Source organism: Haloarcula argentinensis DSM 12282 (genome assembly GCA_000336895.1).
GTDB lineage: Archaea > Halobacteriota > Halobacteria > Halobacteriales > Haloarculaceae > Haloarcula > Haloarcula argentinensis.
The window spans coordinates 387,155-406,999 of sequence record AOLX01000015.1; the positions used below are offsets into that span (position 1 = coordinate 387,155).

Genomic DNA, 19,845 nt, shown 5'->3' on the forward strand with positions numbered 1-19,845 from the left:
GATCTCGTCCCGGAACGACACCATGAAGCAGTAGCGAAGGGCGAGACCCTCGGTAACGCGAGCAGCGAACAATAGCGTGGTCCGCTGCGTCTCTGTTTTCTGATCGGTTCTGTACTGACGGACAACCGTCATCGCGGGGAAACAGCACCCGGCCGCCGCGACCGATACGTCTAGACCCGCGACTCGTCGTCGAGGACGTAGCGGCTTTCGGGGTAGTGATCGCCGCCGATTTCGGTTTCGCTCTCGTCGGCGAACTCGAACCCGAACCCCTCGTAGAACTCGGCTCCCGGCTCGTTCGCCGAGAGAACCATCGCGTTGATCCGGTCGATGTCGTGCTCGAACAGTTCGTCGCAGGTCCGCTCCAAGAGGGTCTGGCCGATACCCTTCCGACGGTGGTCGGGATGGACGTACAGCCGGAGGATGTACCCTTCACGGTCGGTCTCGTGCCACGTCGCGTGCGCGAATCCGACGACGCTCCCGTCGCGCTCGGCGACGAGCAGGATAGTTTGCGATTCGACCAGTTCCGATTCGAGCTGTTCGGGGCCGTACCAGTCACGAACGCCGTCTTCGGCCGTTTCGCGCGAAAGGATGTCCGGGTAATCCGTCTCCCATGCCGCCGTGGCGATCCGACTGATGGCCGTCACGTCGTTCGGCGTTGCCGTCCTGACTAACATGTGAAAACATATGTCATAGATTCGGATATGCTTTCCCCGCTCAAGTGGGTTGAAACGTCATGTCCCACCCTGTGAACCCCGTTTGGTCGCCAAAGGCGCGACTGGACAGTGCATATTCATAATCTTTTTTAATTATGAATACGCTGTTTATCACACAGATGCGTTACTCCGAAACGTTGCAGTTGTTTGACCAGGCCTGTGAGTTCCCGGCGGACCACGCCACTATCGTCCAGCAGCTCGGCGATGTCGAGTTGGTCGCCCAGAACGGCGATTCCGTAGAGATGAGTGAGGTGTTGGCTCGGACCAGCGAAGCCACGTATCAGTCCTCAGAGGGGCTATACAACTCCCTCGTCGGGAACCTCGACGACGATTTCATCGGTCGGAAGTACTACGACGACCGGGCCGGGAGCACGTCCGGGGCCGACGAAGTTCGAACCGAGACGGACCGCCTGTAGCCGCTGGCGTGCACTGTCGCGTGCCGACCCCATTCAGCCTGCCGGGGTAGATTCGTTGAGCCACGCCGGCCGCTTCACCGTCGTCTCGCCGACATCCTCGTACCAGAAGGTGTATTCGACGAGGCGGTCCGCTGTACGATACCGGACATCGAATCGACTCACGAGGCCATCGGGTTCGACTACTAGTTCGATGTGGAACTCCTCTAGCCGTTCCGTCGTCGGAATCTCGCCGCCGGAACCACGAATCCGATAGGCTCGGCTGCCGTCCCGTGTGACGACGGCCGTAGCACTCCGGTTAACCACGGCGTAGCGATTCAGGTAGAACGCGGTCCTGTAGGCGTACTTATCGCGGCTGAACCGGACCTCGCCGCGCTGGCGCTCGACGGTGCCGTTGTCACGGCGCTCGTACCAGTTGGTGCCGTCGGCGTAGGTCGACTGTTCGTACCGCTCGACGGCCCCGTTCGAGTCAGTCGTCATTCTTACCATCTCGTCGCGGTACCGCGTCGGTGATTCGACGGCGACAGTCTCTTCGCGCCGGACAGAACTGCTGTCGTTCCCGATTGTGAACTCGCTGTAGCGTTCGTGCAGGGTGTAGGTGGTGCCGTTGAGCGCCTGCCGGTGGGCGGCCGACAGGAGCGCGACGTTTTCGAGGCGCTCTGTCGTGACGCCGGGCGGCGGGGTCAGCGTCGTCGCCGTACCCGACTCCGCTGCTGTCGGGACCGGGGCCGGCGTGACAGTGCCCTGATCGGCGGTGTCAGCGCCGACGAAGGCGTTACAGCCGGCTGTCAGGAGAAGGACGGCCACCGCGGCTGTCGACAGCCAGCGCATACAGGCGGTGAGGGCGAGACAGCCAAAAGCGCGGCGGCGAGCGCGGGAAGGGTGCGTTTTTTGGCCCCCGGTCCCGGACACCTCGACAATGACCGAATACGACTACGAGGAGCTGGGGCTCGTCGCCGGTCTGGAGATCCACCAGCAACTCGATACCGCGACGAAACTGTTCTGTGACTGTCCGACGACGATCCGCGAACCGGAGGAGAGCGAGCGCTCCTTTACCCGCTATCTGCACCCGACCAAGAGCGAACTCGGGGAGATCGACGAGGCGGCGCTGGAGGAGAGCATGGTCGACCGGGAGTTCGAGTACCTGGCCTACGACACGACCTGTCTCGTTGAGGAGGACGACGAGCCACCCCACCGCGTCGACCGCGAGGCGATGGAGACGACGCTCGAAATCGCCCAGCTACTCGATATGTCCGTCGTCGACCAGGTGAACGTTATGCGAAAGATTGTGGTCGACGGATCGAACACCACAGGGTTCCAGCGCTCGATGCTGGTCGCCAACGATGGAGCCATCGAGACGAGCGCCGGCCCGGTCGGCATCGAGGATATGCTACTGGAGGAGGAGTCCTGCCAGCGCATCGAGGAAACCGACGACGGCGTCCGCTTCTCGCTCGACCGACTGGGCATCCCCCTAGTCGAAATCGGCACGAAGCCGGACATCAGGTCGCCCGAGCAGGCCCGCGAGGCCGCCGAGCGGATCGGGATGTTGCTGCGTTCGACTGGGAAAGTCAAGCGCGGCCTCGGGACCATCCGACAGGACGTGAACGTCTCCATCGAGGACGGCGCACGGATCGAGCTGAAAGGCGTCCAGAGTCTCGACGACATCGACGACCTCGTCCGCAACGAGGTTCGCCGGCAGGTCGAACTGCTTGACATCGCCGAGGAACTCGCCGAGCGCAACGCTACCGTCGGCGAGTCACAGGACGTGACCGAGGTGTTCGAAGACACGGATTCGGGCGTCATCGAAGGCGCACTCTCCTCGGGCGGCAAAGTACAGGGCCTCCTGTTGTCCGGCTTCGACGGGCTCGTCGGCCGAGAGATCCAGCCCGACCGCCGGCTCGGGACCGAACTGTCCGACCACGCCAAGCGCCACGGCGCTGGCGGCATCTTCCACACCGACGAACTCCCGGCCTACGGCGTCACCGAGGCGGAAGTCGAGGCGCTACGGGACGCTGTTGGGGCCGGCCCCGAGGACGCTGTCGCTATCGTCGCTGATGACCCGGAGACCGCCGAGCTGGCCATCGACGCCGTTGCGGAGCGCGCTGAGACGGCGCTTGCAGGCGTCCCGGAGGAAACGCGAGACGCGAACGAGGACGCCACGTCGCGGTACCTCCGCCCGCTCCCCGGGGCGGCACGGATGTATCCCGAGACGGACGTGCCGCCGGTGGAGCCCGACGTAACCGAAGTCGAGACCCCGGAGCTGCTCACCGAGAAGGTCGACCGGTACGAGCACGAGTTCGACCTCGGCTCCGGCCTCGCAGAACAGGTCGCCTACGGCCAGCGGTGGCCGCTGTTCGAGGCACTGGTGGCGGGCGAAGGTGTCGACCCGACGCTGGCCGCCGGCACGCTTGAGTCGACGCTGACCGAACTCCGCCGCGACGACGTGCCCGTCGGAAACCTCACTGACGAACACCTCAAAGGGGCTATCCTGCTGGTCGACGACGGAGATGTGCCCCGTGAGGGGATAGAAGACCTCCTGACGGCACTCGCCGAGAACCCGTCTCTGACGGCGGAGGCGGCAGTCGAGCAGGAAGGACTGGGCGGTGTCGACGAGTCAGAGGTCCGTGACGCCGTTGCCGAGGTCGTCAAGCGCCACGAGGACCAAGTCGCCGAGGAAGGCATGGGCGCGTTCTCGGCGCTGATGGGCGAGTGCATGGGCGCACTCCGTGGCAAAGCTGACGGCGATACGGTGAGCGACGTGCTGCGCTCGGAGATACAGAAGCGGGCTTAATGGCTTTGCTCGCGCTGTAAGGCGTCGACATCGACGGCGTTCGGTGTCAGCCCGTTACCGCTCGCCGACAGGTCATGGTCGATTGTCGATTCGAGCAGCGGGACGAGGGCCGGCGCGTTCGGCCCGATATCGACCAGATCTTCCGACTGGTTGTACTGGACGACACCAGCATCGACCAGCCGCGGAAGGTGGTTGTGATAGAGGGACGTGTAAATTTTGAGCCGCTCGTCGCGGTACTGTTCGGCCGGTGTCCCGTGTTCGAATTCGGTCACCGTGTCCGTAAGCACAGCCAGTGAAACTGGTGTCGTATACTGTGAAAGCCCGTACAAGAGGTACCGCCGGTAGTGCGACGACAGGAGCGACAGTCGGTCGTCCAGTGGAAGCGAGTCCGGAATCTCGGTTTGCTTCGTATTCATTTTAGTTGGGAGGGGGACGAGTAGTGTGTCTGGTGTGGGAGCAGTTCGAACGCTATTGTACCACGGTATGCTCATGTTCAAGCGTATCGGCTAGGTCTGCGGTATCCGCAAGACGGTTGACACGGTCGGCGACGCGGTGAACCGTTCCATCCCGCGTACAAGGGGCGACGTGCTGGAGGTCACCGTCAACGTATTCAGCGAGGGCAAGCGTCGGCAGCGTGATGACGCTGACCGAGTCGTCAGAAACCATGTTCGTCAGCGGGTGCTCCCAGTCGAAGGCGTCAAGCGAGGCATCGGAGTCGCGCTCCCACTGTTCGAACATGGAAAGCCGTTCCAGCAGGTGTCGTCCCTCCGCAGTCCGCTGTGCGAGTCGCGGTTCGATCCGGCGTCCCCAGATCAGTATCGACAGGTCCTCGATACGACCTGCGTCCTCGAGCGCCTGTAACCGGTCAAGCACGTAGTGTTGTTGTTGCGTTGCGTCTTTCGGACAGAGGGACCGGACGAACAGTTCGACGCGAACTGGATTGGCAGTGGAATCCATAGTGAAATGTTGAGTATCCTGTGCGCCGCTACAGCGGTAACTGTCCTAAGCACTCTCTCTAGGTCCCTAGAATAAATCGGGGCGAATCGGATTCATGGATGATATATCCGGGGCAATCGATAATTGGTTAGTATGTGGACAGCTGGTAGTTGGTTTACCAAGCCTGTGTTCAAATCAGCCCGAATACAGCACTGGAAGTCGGTCTCTTCATAGTATTCATCGTAGACGTGTTCCCCGACCAAATATTACTATTCTAACTCGACACCGGGCGTTAAGTAGCTTGCCGCCACACTTGTCTCATGGTCACAAGTGTCATGGATTGCCATGATATCCCAGCCCTGTACGGGCCAGCCATGGATACACTGCCCCTCATGTTTGCGATCGTAGATGCGTCCGGGGTGATTCTCTCGACGAACGAGACATGGAGTGAGTTCGGCCGGGCAAACGGCACAGAGGTGACACCGAATACGCTCGGCGTGAACTATCTCGACATTGCGGACATGGCTGATGACACGACCGGGGAACAAGCAGCCGACGGGATCAGGGCCGTCCTCGCTGGCGAGCAATCCTCGTTCGAACTCGAATATCCGTGTCACGCCCCATCGTCGAAACGGTGGTTCCGGTTGTACGCTGCCCCGTTCACCATCGATGGGTCGACGTTCGCGTCCATCGCACATATCGATATCACGGCCCGGAAGCAACGGGAGTGGGTGCTCGAAGCGGCCTACGGCATCTGTACCGATTCGAGCCGGACGTTCACGGAACAACTCAACGCGCTGTTAGAGCTCGGCTGTGAGACACTCGGCTCGCCGTTTGGGACGTTCTCCCGAGTCCACGGCGACGAGTATGTGTTCGAGGCAGTCAGTGCACCGGCGGCTGCCGACCTCGAAGCCGGCAGAACGACTAGCATCAATGACCTCCCGAACTGCAGGCACGTCGTCGAACACCGCGAGCCGCTCGCGATCAAGGACATCGAGGCGGATGCCCCGGACCTCGCTGATCCTGAGTGGGGCATTGCGAACTACATCGGTGCGCCCGTCGTCGTCGATGGGGCAGTGTACGGAACACTCTGCTTCTACGGACTGGAGCCGCGCACAGCGGAGTTCACGCAGTGGGACCTGACGTTCGTCCGGTTGCTCTCCGACTGGGCGGGCTATGAACTCGAACGACAGCGCCACACGGAACAGCGTGATGCGTTGAACACCGCTCTTCCGGACCCCAGTTTCATCATCGACGCGGAAGGGCGGTTTCTCGACTGTCTGACCGATCCCGAGACGATGATGAAGGTAGACGATACAGACACGCTTGTCGGGCAGACGCTGCACGAGTTTCTTCCCCGCAACACTGCTGATTCGCTACTGTCGACCGTCCGTGAAGCCCTGCGGACCGCGTCGTTCCAGTCCGTGGAGTACGAACTGCAGGCTCCCGGTGGTACGCGGTGGTTCGAAGCGCGGGTCGCACCGCTGGAAAGTCGTGCGTACGACCTCGATACCGTCATCTTCGTCGCGCGAGACATCACTGCGCACAAGGACCGCCAGGCCGAACTCGAACGCCAGCGAGACGAACTCAGACAGGCACAGCGGCTCAACGTCCTGGGCCGAGAGATAGCGAAGGCGCTACAGGACACACAGACCCGCGAGGAAATCGAATCAGCAGTGTGTGCACACCTCACTGAATCGGATCTATATCAGGCCGTGTGGGCCGGGAGCCGTAGGAATGCCGCGCAGGTAACACTGGGTGCCGCTGCTGGGATTGACACGGCGACGCCGGAGCAGATTTCGCCCGGCGAGCACAGACTCGCCATAGACGCTATCGACACCGGCGAGGTCCAGGTCGTCGAGGACATCGCCGACGTGTCGACCCAGTCGGACACCGGGACAGACCGCCCACTGATCGCAGACCACAGCTCCGTCGCGGCAGTTCCCCTAGCAACTGGCGGGACCACGTACGGCGTACTGATGGTGTACGCATCGACCGACGCCACGATTGGCTGTCGTGAATCGGACATCCTGGCCGATCTGGGGCGACTTATCGCGCTTTCTATCCAGCGCGTCCACAGTCAGCAGTCACTACAGGCGGCGACGACCGTCAAGCTAGAGTTCCTGACGCCGGATTCCGACGACGTTTTCGCCGGACTCTCCGCAATGCTCGATTGTTCGTTCACACTCGAACGGCGCGTCCCGACCAGTTCCGGAAGCAGCCTCCACTACGTTCGGGTCAGTGGCGTAGACACTGAGCGGGTGTGTCAGGCGCTCACTGAAACGCCATCGGTCGAGTCCTGTGCTGTTGTCGAGACGGTGGCGGAGAACCGAGCGCCCCTGCTCGAAGTCGCGCTCGACGAGATATCCGCATCGCCGCTTGACACGCTCGTCGACTACGGCGGGGCCGTGCGGCGGGCCGTCGCAGCGGACGGCGATCTGCGGTTCACAGCGGAGATGGCCCCGGATATCAACGTCCGTGCCGTCGTTGAGGCGATTCAGGAGGGGACGCCCGGGACAGAACTCCGGAGCAAGCAGTACGTCGACCAGCCGGTCTCGACCGTGACTGACTTTCGGACACGGATACGCGACCGGCTGACACCGAAACAGGCCGCCGCGCTCAAGACCGCCTACGCACGCGGCTACTACGACTGGCCACGGGGGAGCGCTGCGGAGGAACTGGCTGAGACACTCGACATCTCCGCGCCGACCTTGCACTACCGATTGCGGAAGGCCCACGACGCCGTCATCGGCGCGCTGTTTGACTCCGGAACTGGCCCCGAGAAACTCGACTGAACGCTAGTCGTCTTCGGCACGCTCGATTCGCTGTCGGGCCTGCCGGAACAGGCCGCGAAGCGTCTTCGTCTCTCGACCGGTCGGTTGCGCACGCCCGAGCACCCGACGGAACAGCCGCCGGGCCTTGTGTTGTTTCTCTTCGGGGTGACCGATAGCGCCGAGGAACCGGTCGAACTCCTCGTGTAGTCCCTCGACGGCCGGCGTCTCGGCGAGCGTATGCAGTTCCTCGGGGTGCTGGGTCTCCGCGACAGTCAGCTCGCGGAGTTCGTAGAGAACGATGGTAGCTGCCTGGCCAAGATTCAACACCGGATACGACGCGCTGGCCGGGATAGAGCAGATGACGTCCAGCCGTGCGAGTTCGTCGTTGGAGAGCCCGACCCGTTCGCGGCCGAAAACGACGCAGATATCGCCCTCGACGTCCCGGAGCGAGTCAGCCAGGTCAGCCGGCGTCGTCGCCGGATACCGGACGTGGTTTGCCGGGTCCTCGTTCGTTGTCGCCGTGCACGCGACGGTGTGGTAGTTCTCGACGATGTCGTCGAACGTCACCGTCCGGGCGTTCGGGAGGATGTCGTCGCGGGCCTGTCCGGCAAAACCGTACGCCTCGCCATCGGGGTCCAGTTCCGGCGGGTCGACAAGTAGCAACTCCGACAGGCCGAAGTTCTTCATCGACCTGGCGATAGTGCCGACGTTGCCCGGTGTCTCCGCATCGACGACGGCGACTGAAATCATACGTCCAGATCGCTGAGATCCATATCGATCGTGTCGAGGTCGTCCTCGTCCATCTGCTCGACCTCCTCTTCGAGCCCCGGGATCGCTTCGTCCCTGTCGGGGGCCTCCGGCAGCGCCGTCGGGTCCTCATCGACGTGTTCGAGGCCCACGTACCCCTCAGGGGCGCGGTTCCCGTCGAGGAACCACTCGTGGAAGGCCGAGGCCAGGTCAGTATCACCGGCGTAGGCCTCGCCACCTTCCTCGCGGAACCAGTAGATGAAGTCCGTCTCGTGGGCCGAGCAGACGACAACCTCGCCCATCGGCTCCCCGTAAATAGCGTCCGCGACGTTGCACTGCTCGATGTCTTCGTCCCCGTGAATCAGCCAGCAGGCGTCACAGGGGTCGACCACTCGTTCTGCAAGCACCAGCAACCGCTGTCGGGTCTCCGGCTCCATCGTCTTGAGCGGGCGAACTCGCCCGTCCGGCCCGAGTACGCCCTCGTCGAAACGCCAGCCCCGAAGCCCGATATTGACTTTGCTCATATCTCACGATGGGAGAGTCCCGGACTAAAAGAGCGCGATGTGCCGGGCGAACAGCGCCGGCCGTCTGCGCTCCATCGTTGTCTCAAGAGCGAGGCGGGTTCCCTATCCCGTTACACTCTGCAGTGACTCGAAACGTAGACAGTTCTAGGTAAATTTAACATAATTATTCCACCTAGCATTCGCAGTCGGTGTCCAAATCAGGCAAAAGTATCATGCTCGCCCAAACATTTATAAGTGATTGGCTTTTCTCCGTAAAAGAACACATGGAACGGCCGACGCGCCAGCGGGATTCTGAACAGGAGGAACGCGAGGAGGAGTCCGAGAGCACGGGCCAGCAGACCTGCCCCGAGTGTGAGTCGGAGTCCATATCTAGCGACGGCGGTGGTGAACTCGTCTGCGAGGACTGTGGTCTGGTCATCGAGGACGAGAACATCGACCGCGGGCCGGAGTGGCGGGCGTTCAATCACTCCGAACGCCAGTCCAAGTCACGCGTCGGAGCCCCCACGACCCAGACGATGCACGACAAGGGGCTGACCACACAGATCGACTGGAAGGACAAGGACGCCTACGGTCGGTCGCTCTCCTCTGAGAAACGAAGCCAGATGCACCGCCTCCGGAAGTGGCAGGAGCGCATCCGAACCAAAGACGCCGGCGAACGGAACCTGCAGTTCGCGCTCTCAGAGATCGACCGCATGGCCAGCGCGCTCGGCGTCCCTCGGTCGGTTCGGGAGGTGGCCTCGGTCATCTACCGGCGTGCGCTCAACGAGGACCTCATCCGCGGTCGCTCCATCGAGGGCGTCGCCACAGCCTGCCTGTACGCGGCCTGTCGACAGGAAGGCATCCCACGCAGCTTAGAGGAGGTTTCGGACGTTTCCCGGGTCGAGCAGAAAGAAATCGGGCGGACGTATCGGTACGTCGCCCAGGAACTCGAGCTGAAGATGGAACCGGTCGACCCCAAGCAGTACGTCCCGCGCTTTGCCTCCGAACTGGAACTCTCCGAGGAGGTCCAGTCGAAGGCCAACGAAATCATCGATACGACCGCCGAGCAGGGCCTGCTCTCGGGGAAATCACCCACCGGCTACGCCGCCGCGGCCATCTACGCCGCTTCGCTGCTGTGTAACGAAAAGAAGACCCAGCGCGAGGTCGCTGACGTGGCGCAGGTAACGGAAGTCACCATCCGGAACCGGTATCAGGAGCAGATCGAAGCGATGGGCATTCACTGACCGGCGCGCTTCTTTTCACTCGATAGCCTCGCTGTCCGCCGTTCACTCCACGGTACTGCCAGCTATAACATAGGAAGTCAGTACAGGACTGGTAGCAAGTAACGTGTAGAGCTATCTGTCTGGGCAGCGAACTGTAGATATGCCTGCTTCCCCCTCGCAGAAACGGATTGCACTGCTCGTCATCGGACTGGTGATCCTCTTTGCACCCGCGTTATTCATCCTCGCCACGCTTGAGTTTCTCATCCTGACCGGGAACCTCGCGCTCAGCGAGGTCTCGCTCCTCGAAATCGTCGAGTTGTATCTTATCGACCTCGTGCTGTTCGTCCTGCTCGGGTACGGCGTCTACCGGCTGACGTTCTGGCTGATCAAAGACCGGCTTCCAGACACACTCGATACCGTCGATGCGGCCGAGGCGGCCGGCGCGACTGACGAGGCAGAGACTACTGGGACCGGCAGTGAAGAACAGTCCTGACAGGCCACTGGTGTCGTCGTATACGCGTGTAGCGCCTCATACAAAACTGGACTTCACAGCAAGAAGGTCGTTCACACCAACGAGGGCCGCTCCCTGCGGTCGCACCCCTCGCTAGTCTCCCGCAACCGCCGTCGGCTCCTCAGCAGTCTCGCCGACTGAGCCGAGGTCCATCATCGCCAGCAAGGCAATGACGCCGAAGCCGACCTTCGTGACCACATCGAGGTACACGATCACGAGTGTCGCAGTCTCGACGTCCATGAGCCCCAGTCCTGCCGCACCGAGCAGCCACACGACCGGATACACGAGCCAGAGGACGACGACGAAGTTTCGGAGGGTGCGGTACAGGCTGATTTCTATGTCGGACAGGGTCGACTTCGCAGCCGCTGCGATGTTCCGGTAGAGGAGATAGATGACGCCGCCGAACAGCGCTCCACCGACTGCAAACAACGCGTAGCTAACCGGCGACGAAGTGACTGCACCGGCGAATCCGAAGACGATGGTCAATGCCTGCAATACAACGAGCTTCACCGTATCCTGCCGACTCGCGCCAGCGAGTAGCGCCAGGAACCAGACGTTGAGCGGCGTCGTCAACAGCCAGTCAACGTAACGGATTACGTACACAGCGTGGCCCTCACTCTGTATCGACCCGAAGCCAAGGGCCATCAACGCGTAGGCGACAATGGCGATACCCGGAATCGCGATCAGCAGCAGATACCGCTTCCGTACCTTTTCGGGGACGAGCGTGTAGCCGTACGCCAGCACCGCCGTCCCGAGCAGTTCACCCAGTAGTCCCAGCGTGAACCAGGTCGTTATCGTTGCCATTGTTAGTCGTCCCCCAGCGCAGCCGTGCTATCAGTACCCGTCCCGGCGGTGTTTTCGACGGTGAAGCGGTCCAGTAGCGAGTCGAGGTCGTCAGCACGCTGACGGAGCTCCGTCGCGGAGTCCGACACTTCGTCGATGGACGCGGACTGGTCCTGTGCCGCACCGGCCACGGTGTCGGCCTCCGTCGCCGTCTGCTGACTGATCGTCGTCAGATCGTCGATGGTCCCCATCACGTCCTGTGCAGTCCGGGCCTGCTCCTCGGTCGCCCGGTCGATCTCTTGAATGCCGGTGTCGACCTCTTCCGTGTACTCGACAATGGTCTCCAGCGCGTCGACAGTCTCCTCGACCGTCGAGACGCCTTCAGTAATCCGGTTACTGGTCGACTCCATCGTCTCGACGGTGTCGCCGGCCTGCTCCTGGATGCCTTCGATTCGCTGTTCGATGTCGGCAGCAGCCTCTTTGGTCTCCTCTGCGAGGCCCTTGATCTCGTCAGCGACGACGGCGAAGCCTTCCCCATCCCCGTCGGCGTGGGCGGCCTCGATAGACGCGTTCAGCGCGAGCATGTTCGTCTGCTCGACGATGCTCGTGATGACGCCGACGATCTCGCCGATTTCATCGAGTTCGTCGTCAAGCGCGTTGATCTCCTCGACGGTCTCGCCGGTCTCATCTTCGATGGCGCTCATCTCCGCGATAGCTTCCTGTGCGGCTTCGCGGCCGTCCTCACCAACCTCTGCGGCCGACTGGGACGTGTCGGCGACCTGCTGGGCGGAGGACGCGACTTGCTGTGCGGTCGCAGAGAGGTTCTGCATCTCGGCGGCCGCCGATTCGAGGCCTTCGTTCTGTTCGGTCGTGCCCTCGAAAATCTCGTTGATCGACTTCGACACCTGCTTGCTGGCCCGGTCAACTCGTTCCGCGTTCGAGTTGACGCGGTCGCTGGACTGGATGACGTTGGTCGCGAACGTCTTCATGTCGGCAATAGTGTCTTCGAGCGCATCCAGCGTCGTGTTGATGTCCTCGCCGACCTCCGCCATCGCATCGTTCATACTGTCCGTGTCCACCCGTGCTGTGAGATCGCCGTTTGCGGCGGCCTCAAGCGCGTCGCTGTACTGCTGTGCCTTGAGTTCGAGGTGGCCGGTCAGCGCCTCCATCTCGTTGCGTTCGGATTCGACATCCTCACGGGCGGCCTGTGCCTGCTCTTTGGCCTCCTCGGCTTCCTGCTTGGCAGTTTCGGCTTCGGATATCTGTGTCCGGAGGTTCGCCCGCATATTATCGAAGGCCGCGTACAGCGTTCCGAACTCGTCTTCACGCGACGTATCGAGGTCGACATCGAGGTCACCTTCTGCCATCGCTTCGGCCTTCACCGAAAGCCGCCGCAGCGAGGCGATCGTGTTCCCACCGATTGTGACTCCGATGAGTCCGAGATTGACGACGGCAAGCAAAATGAGCCCGATGAGGTCGGAGTTGATTTGCTCGCTCAGGGCGTACGCGTTCTGGCGATCAGCGTGAACCATAACGACCCAGTCCTGTGATTTGAGTCGGCTCAGTCCCATCAGCATACTGTCTGTTTCGTGAAAGGCGCTCTCGCCGGGTTCGAGCGTACCCAACGGGTTGGACTCCATCTCCGAGATCGGAGCTGTCGACCCGATCGTCGAGGTGTTGGGATGGGAAACGAACTTGCCGTCAGTGTTGACGACCGTAGTAAACGACCCATCGCGCTGGTTCGATATCTGATCAGCCTTTTCGCGGAGGTCGATCATATACACGAGCGCTCTGTCGTCGTCTCCGGGGACCGGCGAAACGACGGCAACTATCGGATGGTCCACGACCGAGACAGAGAACGGTTCCGTCACGTGCGTGTCGTCGGGACCGTCGAACTGCGGCGGGTCCGTAGCAAACGGTGCGCCCTGCTCAGCAGCGTTGACCCCGATGAAGTCCTGATTCGAACTGGCGCGAATCTCGTTTGTCTCGGTGTCGAAGTAGTGCACTGCGACGACACCGGGCGGTAGTTCCTCGTTGGACCGTAACTCCTCCAGTCGTTGCTGTTTCTCCGTGTTCGTCCCATCAGTGAACACTGGGAGTCGCGACACCGACCGGGCATCCCGGCGCGATGTCGTCAGCCAATCATCTAACTGTGCGGCCTGCGTCTCTGACAGCGCCGTGATGTCGTCCGCAACGTCTTCCTCGAGAGTGGCGGACGCCTGTGCGCTTGTCAGGACTCCGGCGGCGATAATGACAATTATCGCGAATGAAAGCGCCAACCCGAGCCTAGCAGCGTAACTGCCAGCAATAAAACTTGGGAGTGGCGAGTCCCTATCTGATTCCATCATCCAATTTTACACAAACATGCTAATAAAGGGTTGTTACGCAATTCTCACCGATGATAAGCACTGCACCCAACTGTGGACATCTATCGCCTCTGAACAGCTACCATGGGGGCTTTCTGTTGCTCTGATAACACACCTATAGTCGCCGAAGTGAACAGTGACCGAGCTTGTTCGCTGTCGGCGATGTCACTCAACGTACCGTGATATGTTGAGTCCCATATTCGGGGCCGTCCGGTCTGTGGGGAAAGGTTTTGCCGATGCCACCTGACTCCTGTCCCAATGCGTGCTGTACGATTCCACGAATACGGCGGACCGGGTGTGCTTCGCGTCGACGACATCGAACGGCCTACACCAGGTCCGGAGGAGGTCCTGCTCGAAGTCGAGGCAGCGGCGGTCAATCCGGTCGATACGTACTTCCGGACCGGTGACTACGAACCAGCTGAACTGCCCTGGATACCGGGCTCTGACTGTGCCGGGACCGTCACCGCGACCGGCGAACGCGTGGCTACCGTCACCGAGGGCGACCGGGCGTTCGCGACCGGACTGGGCAACTGGCTCCAAGGGACCTGTGCGGAGTACGTCACTGTTCCCGAATCGCATCTGGCACAGCTCCCCGAAGGAGTGTCCGCCGAGGCAGGCGCGGCCGTCGCGCTCATCGGCGTCACCGGCTGGCAGACGCTCGTCGACGCCTGCGCGCTGGAGCCGGCTGAGCGGGCGCTGATTCACGGCGGGAGCGGCGGTGTCGGCCACGTTGCGGTCCAGTTGGCTGCGGCGAACGGGGCACAGGTGACGACGACAGCATCACCGGCCTACCACAACCGGCTGGCCGACCTCGGCGCGGACGACGTGTTCGACTACAGCCGGGACGACCTCGCCGACGCCGTGGTCGATGCCGGCGCGCCGGACGTGATTCTCGACCACCGCCTCGACGACTACCTCGCGTTCGACGCCGAGGTGGCCGCCCAGGGCGCGCGAATCGCCGCCATCGGAAACACCGACCTCGCGGCGACGTTCGAGGACGTCCCTCGCTGCCGGGCGAAAGCACTCAGCGTCCACCACGTCTCGATGTTCAACACGCCCAAGTTCGGCGCGGTGCTGGACCGGCTAGCGACGCTCATGGCCGACGACGAGCTGACGCCGGTCATCGCCCGCCGCTACGACCTTGCGGAGGTCTCAGCCGCTCACGACGACGTACTCAACGACAGTTTCCTCGGCAAACTCATTGTCACGCCGTCGTCCGGCCGGCGCTAACGCTCGTCATCGGGTCACGGACTCAGATTTCGGGTTTCTGGGGATGAGCTTTTATTTCCCTGCCATCCGTCGACACAGGCATGTCAGTAGAATTTAATTTCGACGGTAAGGTAGCACTGATTACGGGCGTCGGCGGAGCGCTGGGCAGTGCGGTCGCAAACGCCTTCGTCGAAGCCGGAACGACCGTCTGTGGCGGTGATATTATCGAACCGAACACCGAGGATTTCCTGCTTTCCGACCCCGAAAGTGTGGATTTCTACCAAGCGGACTTCAGCGACGAAGACGACGTCGTTGACACCATCGACGCGGTCGTCGACGAACACGGGCAACTGGACTACTTGCTGAACATCGCCGGAACGTGGCGCGGCGGCACACCGATCCACGAGACGGATGCGGACACGTTCGATTTCCTGTTCGACGTGAACCTGAAGACGATGTTTCTGGCGTCGAAACACGCGATTCCACACTTGCGGGCTAGCGAGGGCGCTATCGTCTCCGTCTCCGCGCGGTCGTCGCTAGAGGGTGGTGAAGGTGACGGGATCTACCGAGCGTCGAAAGCCGGCGTCCGACTGTTAACGGAGACCATCGCGGCGGAGAACCTCGGGTCCGTGCGAGCCAACGCCGTCATGCCCAGCGTCATCGACACCCCGATGAACCGCGAGATAATGCCCGATGCTGACTTCGAGACGTGGGTCGATCCGAAAGATATCGCCGGCGTGCTGTTGTTCCTCTGTTCTGACGCCGCAACCGTGACCAGCGGTGCGGTGGTGCCGGTGTACGGCGAGGTCTGATATTGTTGGCTGTATCTGGTCTGCCTACTGTTCGGCCACAATCACGCGTTTCTCGTAATTACGTATCCGTATTGTCGAGAAACGGCGAACAGAGCGGGATCAGCGCGAATCTCCCGACTGCTGCTGTTTGGCTTCACAGATAGTGTCTTTATACTGATATCACAGGGTGGTATTGCGAACCTGAATCATGGTGGTTTTTATACCCCAAAAGAATATGCCGCATCACAATGAGTGACAGAGAAACGTGGGCCTCACGGCTCGGGTTCCTTCTCGCAGCGATCGGTAGCGCAGTCGGTCTCGGAAACATCTGGCAGTTCCCGTTCAAGACGGCGACAAACGGCGGGGCAGTGTTCCTCGTCTTTTACCTCGTCGCCGTGTTGCTCATCGGCTTCCCGGCAATGCTGGCAGAGTTCATCATCGGACGGCGAACGAACCGTAACGCCGTCGACGCGTTCGCTGAACTCGGATTCAAGCAGTGGCGGGTCGTCGGTGGCCTCGGGGTCTTTACAGGCTTCTGGATTCTCTCGTATTACAACGTCGTCGGTGGGTGGGTCATGCGGTATATTCTCGGAAGCGCGACGGGCGCATACTTCGGGAACTCCGCGGAGTACTTCGGCGCTATTTCCAGTGGCCCCGAAGCTGTCGCCGGACAGGCGCTGTTCCTGCTGATCTGTGTCGGCATCGTCGCAGTGGGTGTCGAGGACGGTATCGAGAAGGCGACAAAGGTGATGGTCCCCAGCATCGTCCTCCTCATGCTCGGGATGGCGGCCTGGGTCACCACGCTTGAGGGTGCAGGGGCTGGCTACAGCTACTTCCTCTCACCGGACTTCTCCACGCTGGCGGCGAACGCCGGCGACCTGATCCCGTTCGCAGTTGGACAGGCGTTTTTCACCCTCTCGCTGGGGATGGCGGCCATGATTACCTACTCCTCGTACATCGGTGACGACGAGAGCCTCCCGGTCGACGGCGGCATCATCGTCGTGACGAACACGATGGTCGGTGTGCTGGCCGGGCTGGTCGTGTTCCCGATTCTCTTCGCCATCAACGTCAGCCCCGACACCAGCGGTCCGTCGGCTATCTTCGTTGCGATGGCGTCGGCGTTCCCACAGCTTCCCGGAGGGCGACTCCTCGGCGTCGTGTTCTTCGGCGTTGTCCTCATCGCCGCGATATCCTCTGCCATCAGCCTCCTTGAGGTCGCAGTCTCCTACGGTGTCGACAACACGTCGTACTCACGGGTGTCACTGTCGGCAATGCTCGGGATTGGACTGTTCGTTCTGGGGCTGCCGTCGGCCTGGGACCTGGCGTGGTTCGGCTGGTTCGACACGCTCGCGTACAAGCTGTTCCTCCCGCTGTCAGTGCTGCTCATTCTGGTGTTCGTCGGCTGGGTGCTCTCCTCCGACGCAGTTGCAGAACTCCGGCAGGGGACGGGCGGGCTCCGGGCGTTCGGTCCGACCTGGCTCTGGATGGTCCGAACGGTGGTCATCCTCGGCGTCATCCTGACGCTGGCCCTCGGCCTGCAGACACTGTTCCTCGCTGAGGACCCCGCGATCATCCCGCCGATATAAACGACGAACGGAGTTGGTTTCCCGCGGACCTACTTCTCGGCAGTTCGCGATGACCGCTCGATATGTGTGGTCGTCGTGGGATTTTTCAGCCGTGGCAGACTGCGCGGACGTGGAGTAGGGCTGCATGTCTCTCACAGATCGCGTAGGCGTAGATACACGCCACCGAAAAGACAGACCGTTGCCACCAGCAATAGACCACCGCTCAACACGTCCCTGAGGATCCCGGAAACACCGGGACTCTCCACAAGTCCGAAGGTCCCTTCAAACGCTATCGACTGAAACACGAGCACCAATCCGCCTATCGGTATCAATAGTCGCCGAATGCGTGTATTTTCCCCGACACTCATGTTCTTGGGTATACATGACGGCGTGGTGAATACTTTACCGAATCTCTGTGGCCGGCGGGCACAGTGTACTGTCCAGTCTAAACGAGGGTGATAGCAAGTATATGAAGCCCTACGTCCATCTCAGTCGGACTCGAACCCGCGCGGTTCGTCCGCCATCCCGAGACTCTCGGACACAGTGTCAGCCTCGTCGGTAGTACCCGGGAGCAGTGCGCGGATGTCGACCGATTCGCTGCCGAGTACCACGAACCCGGTGAAGATAATCAGGAAGCCTGCCACTGCAGTCGGGGTGATCGCCTCGCCAAGCAAGGCCCACCCGCCGAGCGTCGACACGACGGGAACCACGTAGAAGATGAGGTTGGCCTGAATTGCGCCGGTGACATCGAGCAGGCCGAAGTAGGCGATGTAAGCGATTGCTCCGGCAAATATTCCGACGTACAGCAGAGCCGCAATCGCAGTCGGGGACCATACCGCCGTGGCCGCTGATTCGCCCATGCCGATGCTCAGCGAGTGACAGAGCGCAGCGGCGACGGGGAGCGCCCACGCGGTCCGGACCGTACTCGACAGGCCACCGCCGGACCACCGGATGAGGACGCTACCCAGCGCCGCGCTGGTCGCGCCAGCGAACAGGATGAGCTTGCCGATGCCCCCGCTCAGGAGCATCGCCGGGTCGGGACTGACGACGAGACCGACGCCGAGCAGGCCGATGACCATCCCGAGACCGCCGCGGGCCGAAAGTCGTTCGTCGGAGAGCAGGAGAGCGGCGAACACCGGCGTCAGTATCGGATTGAGGCTGAAGATGATAGCGGCAACCGCGCTGGTGGCAGACTGCTGGCCCACGAATATCAGTGCGTTCGCGAGACCGAGCGCGAACAGGCCCGTCGAGAGAATCCCCAGCACATCGCCGCGGGTCCGTGGGAGTAGTTCGTCCCGGGACCGCGTCACGACGACGTAGCCGAGGAGCACGACGGCGGCGATGTCGAACCGGAGGGAGACGAACAGAAGCGGCGGGAGGTACGACAGTCCGGCCTTCGCGCCGACGAAGGTCCCGCCAAGCAGAACACTGGCAACGGCAGCGAGGGCGAACGTCCGGCGCGAAATCATACCACCACCTCGTATATTTTTTCTGAAACAACTTCACAGCCGACAGAGAAAGCACGTTGAGAAACCTGAGTCATCGTACTCTACAGTATGATATCGGGACTTATAGGCCCGTTTAGAAAATCTTACATAACGCGAAACGGACGAACACCCATGGCGGATATGCACGGTATGAAATTGTTTCATAGTGCGAAAGCGCTTTAGGATGGAACTCCCAACACGGCGGTATGGAATCGGCGCTCGAAGAGATCGAGTTCCTCGCGCTCTCCTCGAACCGGGTCGAGGTGTTACGACTTCTGGCATCGGAACCGCACTCACGCGGGGAACTGGCGGCCGAAACCGGCGCGTCACAGGCGACGCTCGGGCGTATCATCGCCGACTTCGAAGAGCGGTCGTGGATTCGCCGAACAGGGGGCGAATACGTCGCCACGGCGACGGGTCGCATCGTCGCTGACGGGTTCACCGACCTGCTCGGCAGCCTCGAAACCGAGCGGCGGCTGCGCGACATCGTCCAGTATCTGCCTACCGATGCGATGGACTTCGACCTGCAACACCTGGCCGACGCGAGGATAACCGTCCCGAGCCAGACGCGCCCGAACGCGCCGGTCCAGCGACTGCTCGACCTGCTTCGGGACGCCGAGGAAGTGCGAACGTTCTCCCATGCGTTCAACGACCAGGCGATTCGAGTCGTGCAGGAGCGGGTCACCGCCGGCGAGCAGCGGTTCTCGGGCGTGTTCTCACCCGGCGCGATAGACGCACTAGCAGCAGACGACCGGCTCCGGAATCGGCTCGAATCGCTGCGTGCCGAACCGGATGCGTCAGTCCAAGTCCGAAACGACGGTGTGCCACTCGCCGTGATGATCGCCGACGACGTGGTGCATCTGCTGTTGCGGGACAACAACGGTGTCCTGCAGGCGTCGATCGATACGACCGCGCCGGCCGTCCGCGAGTGGGCTATCGAGACGTTCGACGCGTACTGGGCGTCCGCGGAGCCGCTGTCGGACGAGTGGTCGCTGTAACACCCCTGTTTCGAACCGCCGAAGCCGTTACCGCT

At 61.8% G+C, this 19,845-nt stretch carries 18 protein-coding genes; 9 read left to right on the forward strand and 9 right to left on the reverse strand.

Annotated elements, in window-relative coordinates; all coding sequences use genetic code 11:
- Positions 1–170: 170 nt before the first annotated feature.
- On the reverse strand, positions 171–674 hold the full coding sequence (locus tag C443_RS08730) for a GNAT family N-acetyltransferase (protein WP_005535655.1): 504 nt from the start codon (positions 672–674) through the stop codon (positions 171–173).
- A 158-nt stretch (positions 675–832) separates the two neighbouring features.
- Here C443_RS08730 and C443_RS08735 point away from each other — a divergent pair, with 158 nt between their 5' ends.
- Positions 833–1,129 (forward strand): DUF5789 family protein, encoded by a 297-nt coding sequence (locus C443_RS08735; RefSeq protein WP_049943979.1) that lies wholly within the window; start codon positions 833–835, stop codon positions 1,127–1,129.
- 33 nt (positions 1,130–1,162) lie between these two features.
- On the opposite strand, the gene C443_RS08740 is transcribed toward C443_RS08735, so the two are convergent.
- On the reverse strand, positions 1,163–1,957 hold the full coding sequence (locus tag C443_RS08740) for a DUF7537 family lipoprotein (protein ID WP_005535658.1): 795 nt from the start codon (positions 1,955–1,957) through the stop codon (positions 1,163–1,165).
- Positions 1,958–2,045: 88 nt separating this feature from the next.
- Between C443_RS08740 and gatE the strand changes: the two genes are divergently transcribed.
- Positions 2,046–3,917 (forward strand): Glu-tRNA(Gln) amidotransferase subunit GatE, encoded by a 1,872-nt coding sequence (gatE, locus tag C443_RS08745; RefSeq protein ID WP_005535660.1) that lies wholly within the window; start codon positions 2,046–2,048, stop codon positions 3,915–3,917.
- Here gatE and C443_RS08750 read toward each other — a convergent pair.
- Both C443_RS08750 and C443_RS08755 read right to left on the reverse strand, forming a co-directional pair.
- Positions 3,914–4,333, reverse strand: coding sequence for a DUF7344 domain-containing protein (locus C443_RS08750; RefSeq protein ID WP_005535661.1), 420 nt, complete (start codon positions 4,331–4,333; stop codon positions 3,914–3,916). The two genes, gatE and C443_RS08750, sit on opposite strands and share 4 nt — an antisense overlap.
- Before the next feature lie 52 nt (positions 4,334–4,385).
- Complete coding sequence (locus C443_RS08755) at positions 4,386–4,874, reverse strand: HTH domain-containing protein (RefSeq protein ID WP_005535663.1); 489 nt, start codon at positions 4,872–4,874, stop codon at positions 4,386–4,388.
- A gap of 299 nt (positions 4,875–5,173) precedes the next feature.
- Here C443_RS08755 and C443_RS08760 point away from each other — a divergent pair, with 299 nt between their 5' ends.
- Entirely contained in the window at positions 5,174–7,648 is a 2,475-nt protein-coding gene (locus C443_RS08760) for a bacterio-opsin activator domain-containing protein (RefSeq protein ID WP_049943967.1), read from the forward strand.
- Between the two features lie 3 nt (positions 7,649–7,651).
- Here C443_RS08760 and C443_RS08765 read toward each other — a convergent pair whose 3' ends face one another.
- Complete coding sequence (locus C443_RS08765; RefSeq protein ID WP_005535666.1) at positions 7,652–8,377, reverse strand: RNA methyltransferase; 726 nt, start codon at positions 8,375–8,377, stop codon at positions 7,652–7,654.
- The gene (locus C443_RS08770) at positions 8,374–8,898 is read right to left on the reverse strand and encodes a hypothetical protein (protein ID WP_005535668.1); all 525 of its coding nucleotides are present in this window, start codon (positions 8,896–8,898) and stop codon (positions 8,374–8,376) included. The genes C443_RS08765 and C443_RS08770 overlap by 4 nt, the downstream gene beginning before the upstream one ends.
- Before the next feature lie 263 nt (positions 8,899–9,161).
- On the opposite strand from C443_RS08770, the gene C443_RS08775 reads away from it, so the two are divergent.
- Positions 9,162–10,121: a transcription initiation factor IIB gene (locus C443_RS08775; RefSeq protein WP_004518753.1), complete on the forward strand. Its 960-nt coding sequence runs from the start codon at positions 9,162–9,164 to the stop codon at positions 10,119–10,121.
- Between the two features lie 139 nt (positions 10,122–10,260).
- Positions 10,261–10,593, forward strand: a complete 333-nt coding sequence (locus tag C443_RS08780; RefSeq protein ID WP_005535670.1) for a hypothetical protein — start codon at positions 10,261–10,263, stop codon at positions 10,591–10,593.
- Positions 10,594–10,704: 111 nt separating this feature from the next.
- Here the strand turns inward: C443_RS08780 and sop2 are convergent, their stop codons facing one another.
- Positions 10,705–11,415, reverse strand: a complete 711-nt coding sequence (gene sop2, locus C443_RS08785) for a sensory rhodopsin II (protein ID WP_005535672.1) — start codon at positions 11,413–11,415, stop codon at positions 10,705–10,707.
- A 2-nt stretch (positions 11,416–11,417) separates the two neighbouring features.
- Positions 11,418–13,673, reverse strand: coding sequence for a methyl-accepting chemotaxis protein (locus C443_RS08790; protein WP_005535674.1), 2,256 nt, complete (start codon positions 13,671–13,673; stop codon positions 11,418–11,420).
- Between the two features lie 345 nt (positions 13,674–14,018).
- On the opposite strand from C443_RS08790, the gene C443_RS08795 reads away from it, so the two are divergent.
- From C443_RS08795 to C443_RS08805, 3 genes are all read left to right on the forward strand, one after another.
- Positions 14,019–14,990 (forward strand): NADPH:quinone reductase, encoded by a 972-nt coding sequence (locus C443_RS08795; RefSeq protein ID WP_005535675.1) that lies wholly within the window; start codon positions 14,019–14,021, stop codon positions 14,988–14,990.
- Positions 14,991–15,070: 80 nt separating this feature from the next.
- Entirely contained in the window at positions 15,071–15,781 is a 711-nt protein-coding gene (locus C443_RS08800; protein WP_005535677.1) for an SDR family oxidoreductase, read from the forward strand.
- Between the two features lie 227 nt (positions 15,782–16,008).
- A complete protein-coding gene (locus C443_RS08805) occupies positions 16,009–17,346 on the forward strand; it encodes a sodium-dependent transporter (RefSeq protein ID WP_005535678.1) in 1,338 nt (445 codons plus the stop codon).
- Between the two features lie 467 nt (positions 17,347–17,813).
- Here the strand turns inward: C443_RS08805 and C443_RS08815 are convergent, their stop codons facing one another.
- A complete protein-coding gene (locus C443_RS08815) occupies positions 17,814–18,794 on the reverse strand; it encodes a DMT family transporter (RefSeq protein WP_005535681.1) in 981 nt (326 codons plus the stop codon).
- A 224-nt stretch (positions 18,795–19,018) separates the two neighbouring features.
- On the opposite strand from C443_RS08815, the gene C443_RS08820 reads away from it, so the two are divergent.
- A complete protein-coding gene (locus tag C443_RS08820) occupies positions 19,019–19,810 on the forward strand; it encodes a helix-turn-helix transcriptional regulator (RefSeq protein ID WP_005535682.1) in 792 nt (263 codons plus the stop codon).
- Positions 19,811–19,845: the final 35 nt, after the last annotated feature.

Bases quoted from the DNA above. Each gene is read 5' to 3' on its own strand.
- C443_RS08730 (WP_005535655.1), bottom strand. From the start codon at position 674: ATGTTAGTCAGGACGGCAACGCCGAACGACGTGACGGCCATCAGTCGG.
- C443_RS08735 (WP_049943979.1), top strand. From the start codon at position 833: ATGCGTTACTCCGAAACGTTGCAGTTGTTTGACCAGGCCTGTGAGTTC.
- C443_RS08740 (WP_005535658.1), bottom strand. From the start codon at position 1,957: ATGCGCTGGCTGTCGACAGCCGCGGTGGCCGTCCTTCTCCTGACAGCC.
- gatE (WP_005535660.1), top strand. From the start codon at position 2,046: ATGACCGAATACGACTACGAGGAGCTGGGGCTCGTCGCCGGTCTGGAG.
- C443_RS08750 (WP_005535661.1), bottom strand. From the start codon at position 4,333: ATGAATACGAAGCAAACCGAGATTCCGGACTCGCTTCCACTGGACGAC.
- C443_RS08755 (WP_005535663.1), bottom strand. From the start codon at position 4,874: ATGGATTCCACTGCCAATCCAGTTCGCGTCGAACTGTTCGTCCGGTCC.
- C443_RS08760 (WP_049943967.1), top strand. From the start codon at position 5,174: ATGGTCACAAGTGTCATGGATTGCCATGATATCCCAGCCCTGTACGGG.
- C443_RS08765 (WP_005535666.1), bottom strand. From the start codon at position 8,377: ATGATTTCAGTCGCCGTCGTCGATGCGGAGACACCGGGCAACGTCGGC.
- C443_RS08770 (WP_005535668.1), bottom strand. From the start codon at position 8,898: ATGAGCAAAGTCAATATCGGGCTTCGGGGCTGGCGTTTCGACGAGGGC.
- C443_RS08775 (WP_004518753.1), top strand. From the start codon at position 9,162: ATGGAACGGCCGACGCGCCAGCGGGATTCTGAACAGGAGGAACGCGAG.
- C443_RS08780 (WP_005535670.1), top strand. From the start codon at position 10,261: ATGCCTGCTTCCCCCTCGCAGAAACGGATTGCACTGCTCGTCATCGGA.
- sop2 (WP_005535672.1), bottom strand. From the start codon at position 11,415: ATGGCAACGATAACGACCTGGTTCACGCTGGGACTACTGGGTGAACTG.
- C443_RS08795 (WP_005535675.1), top strand. From the start codon at position 14,019: ATGCGTGCTGTACGATTCCACGAATACGGCGGACCGGGTGTGCTTCGC.
- C443_RS08800 (WP_005535677.1), top strand. From the start codon at position 15,071: ATGTCAGTAGAATTTAATTTCGACGGTAAGGTAGCACTGATTACGGGC.
- C443_RS08805 (WP_005535678.1), top strand. From the start codon at position 16,009: ATGAGTGACAGAGAAACGTGGGCCTCACGGCTCGGGTTCCTTCTCGCA.
- C443_RS08815 (WP_005535681.1), bottom strand. From the start codon at position 18,794: ATGATTTCGCGCCGGACGTTCGCCCTCGCTGCCGTTGCCAGTGTTCTG.
- C443_RS08820 (WP_005535682.1), top strand. From the start codon at position 19,019: ATGGAATCGGCGCTCGAAGAGATCGAGTTCCTCGCGCTCTCCTCGAAC.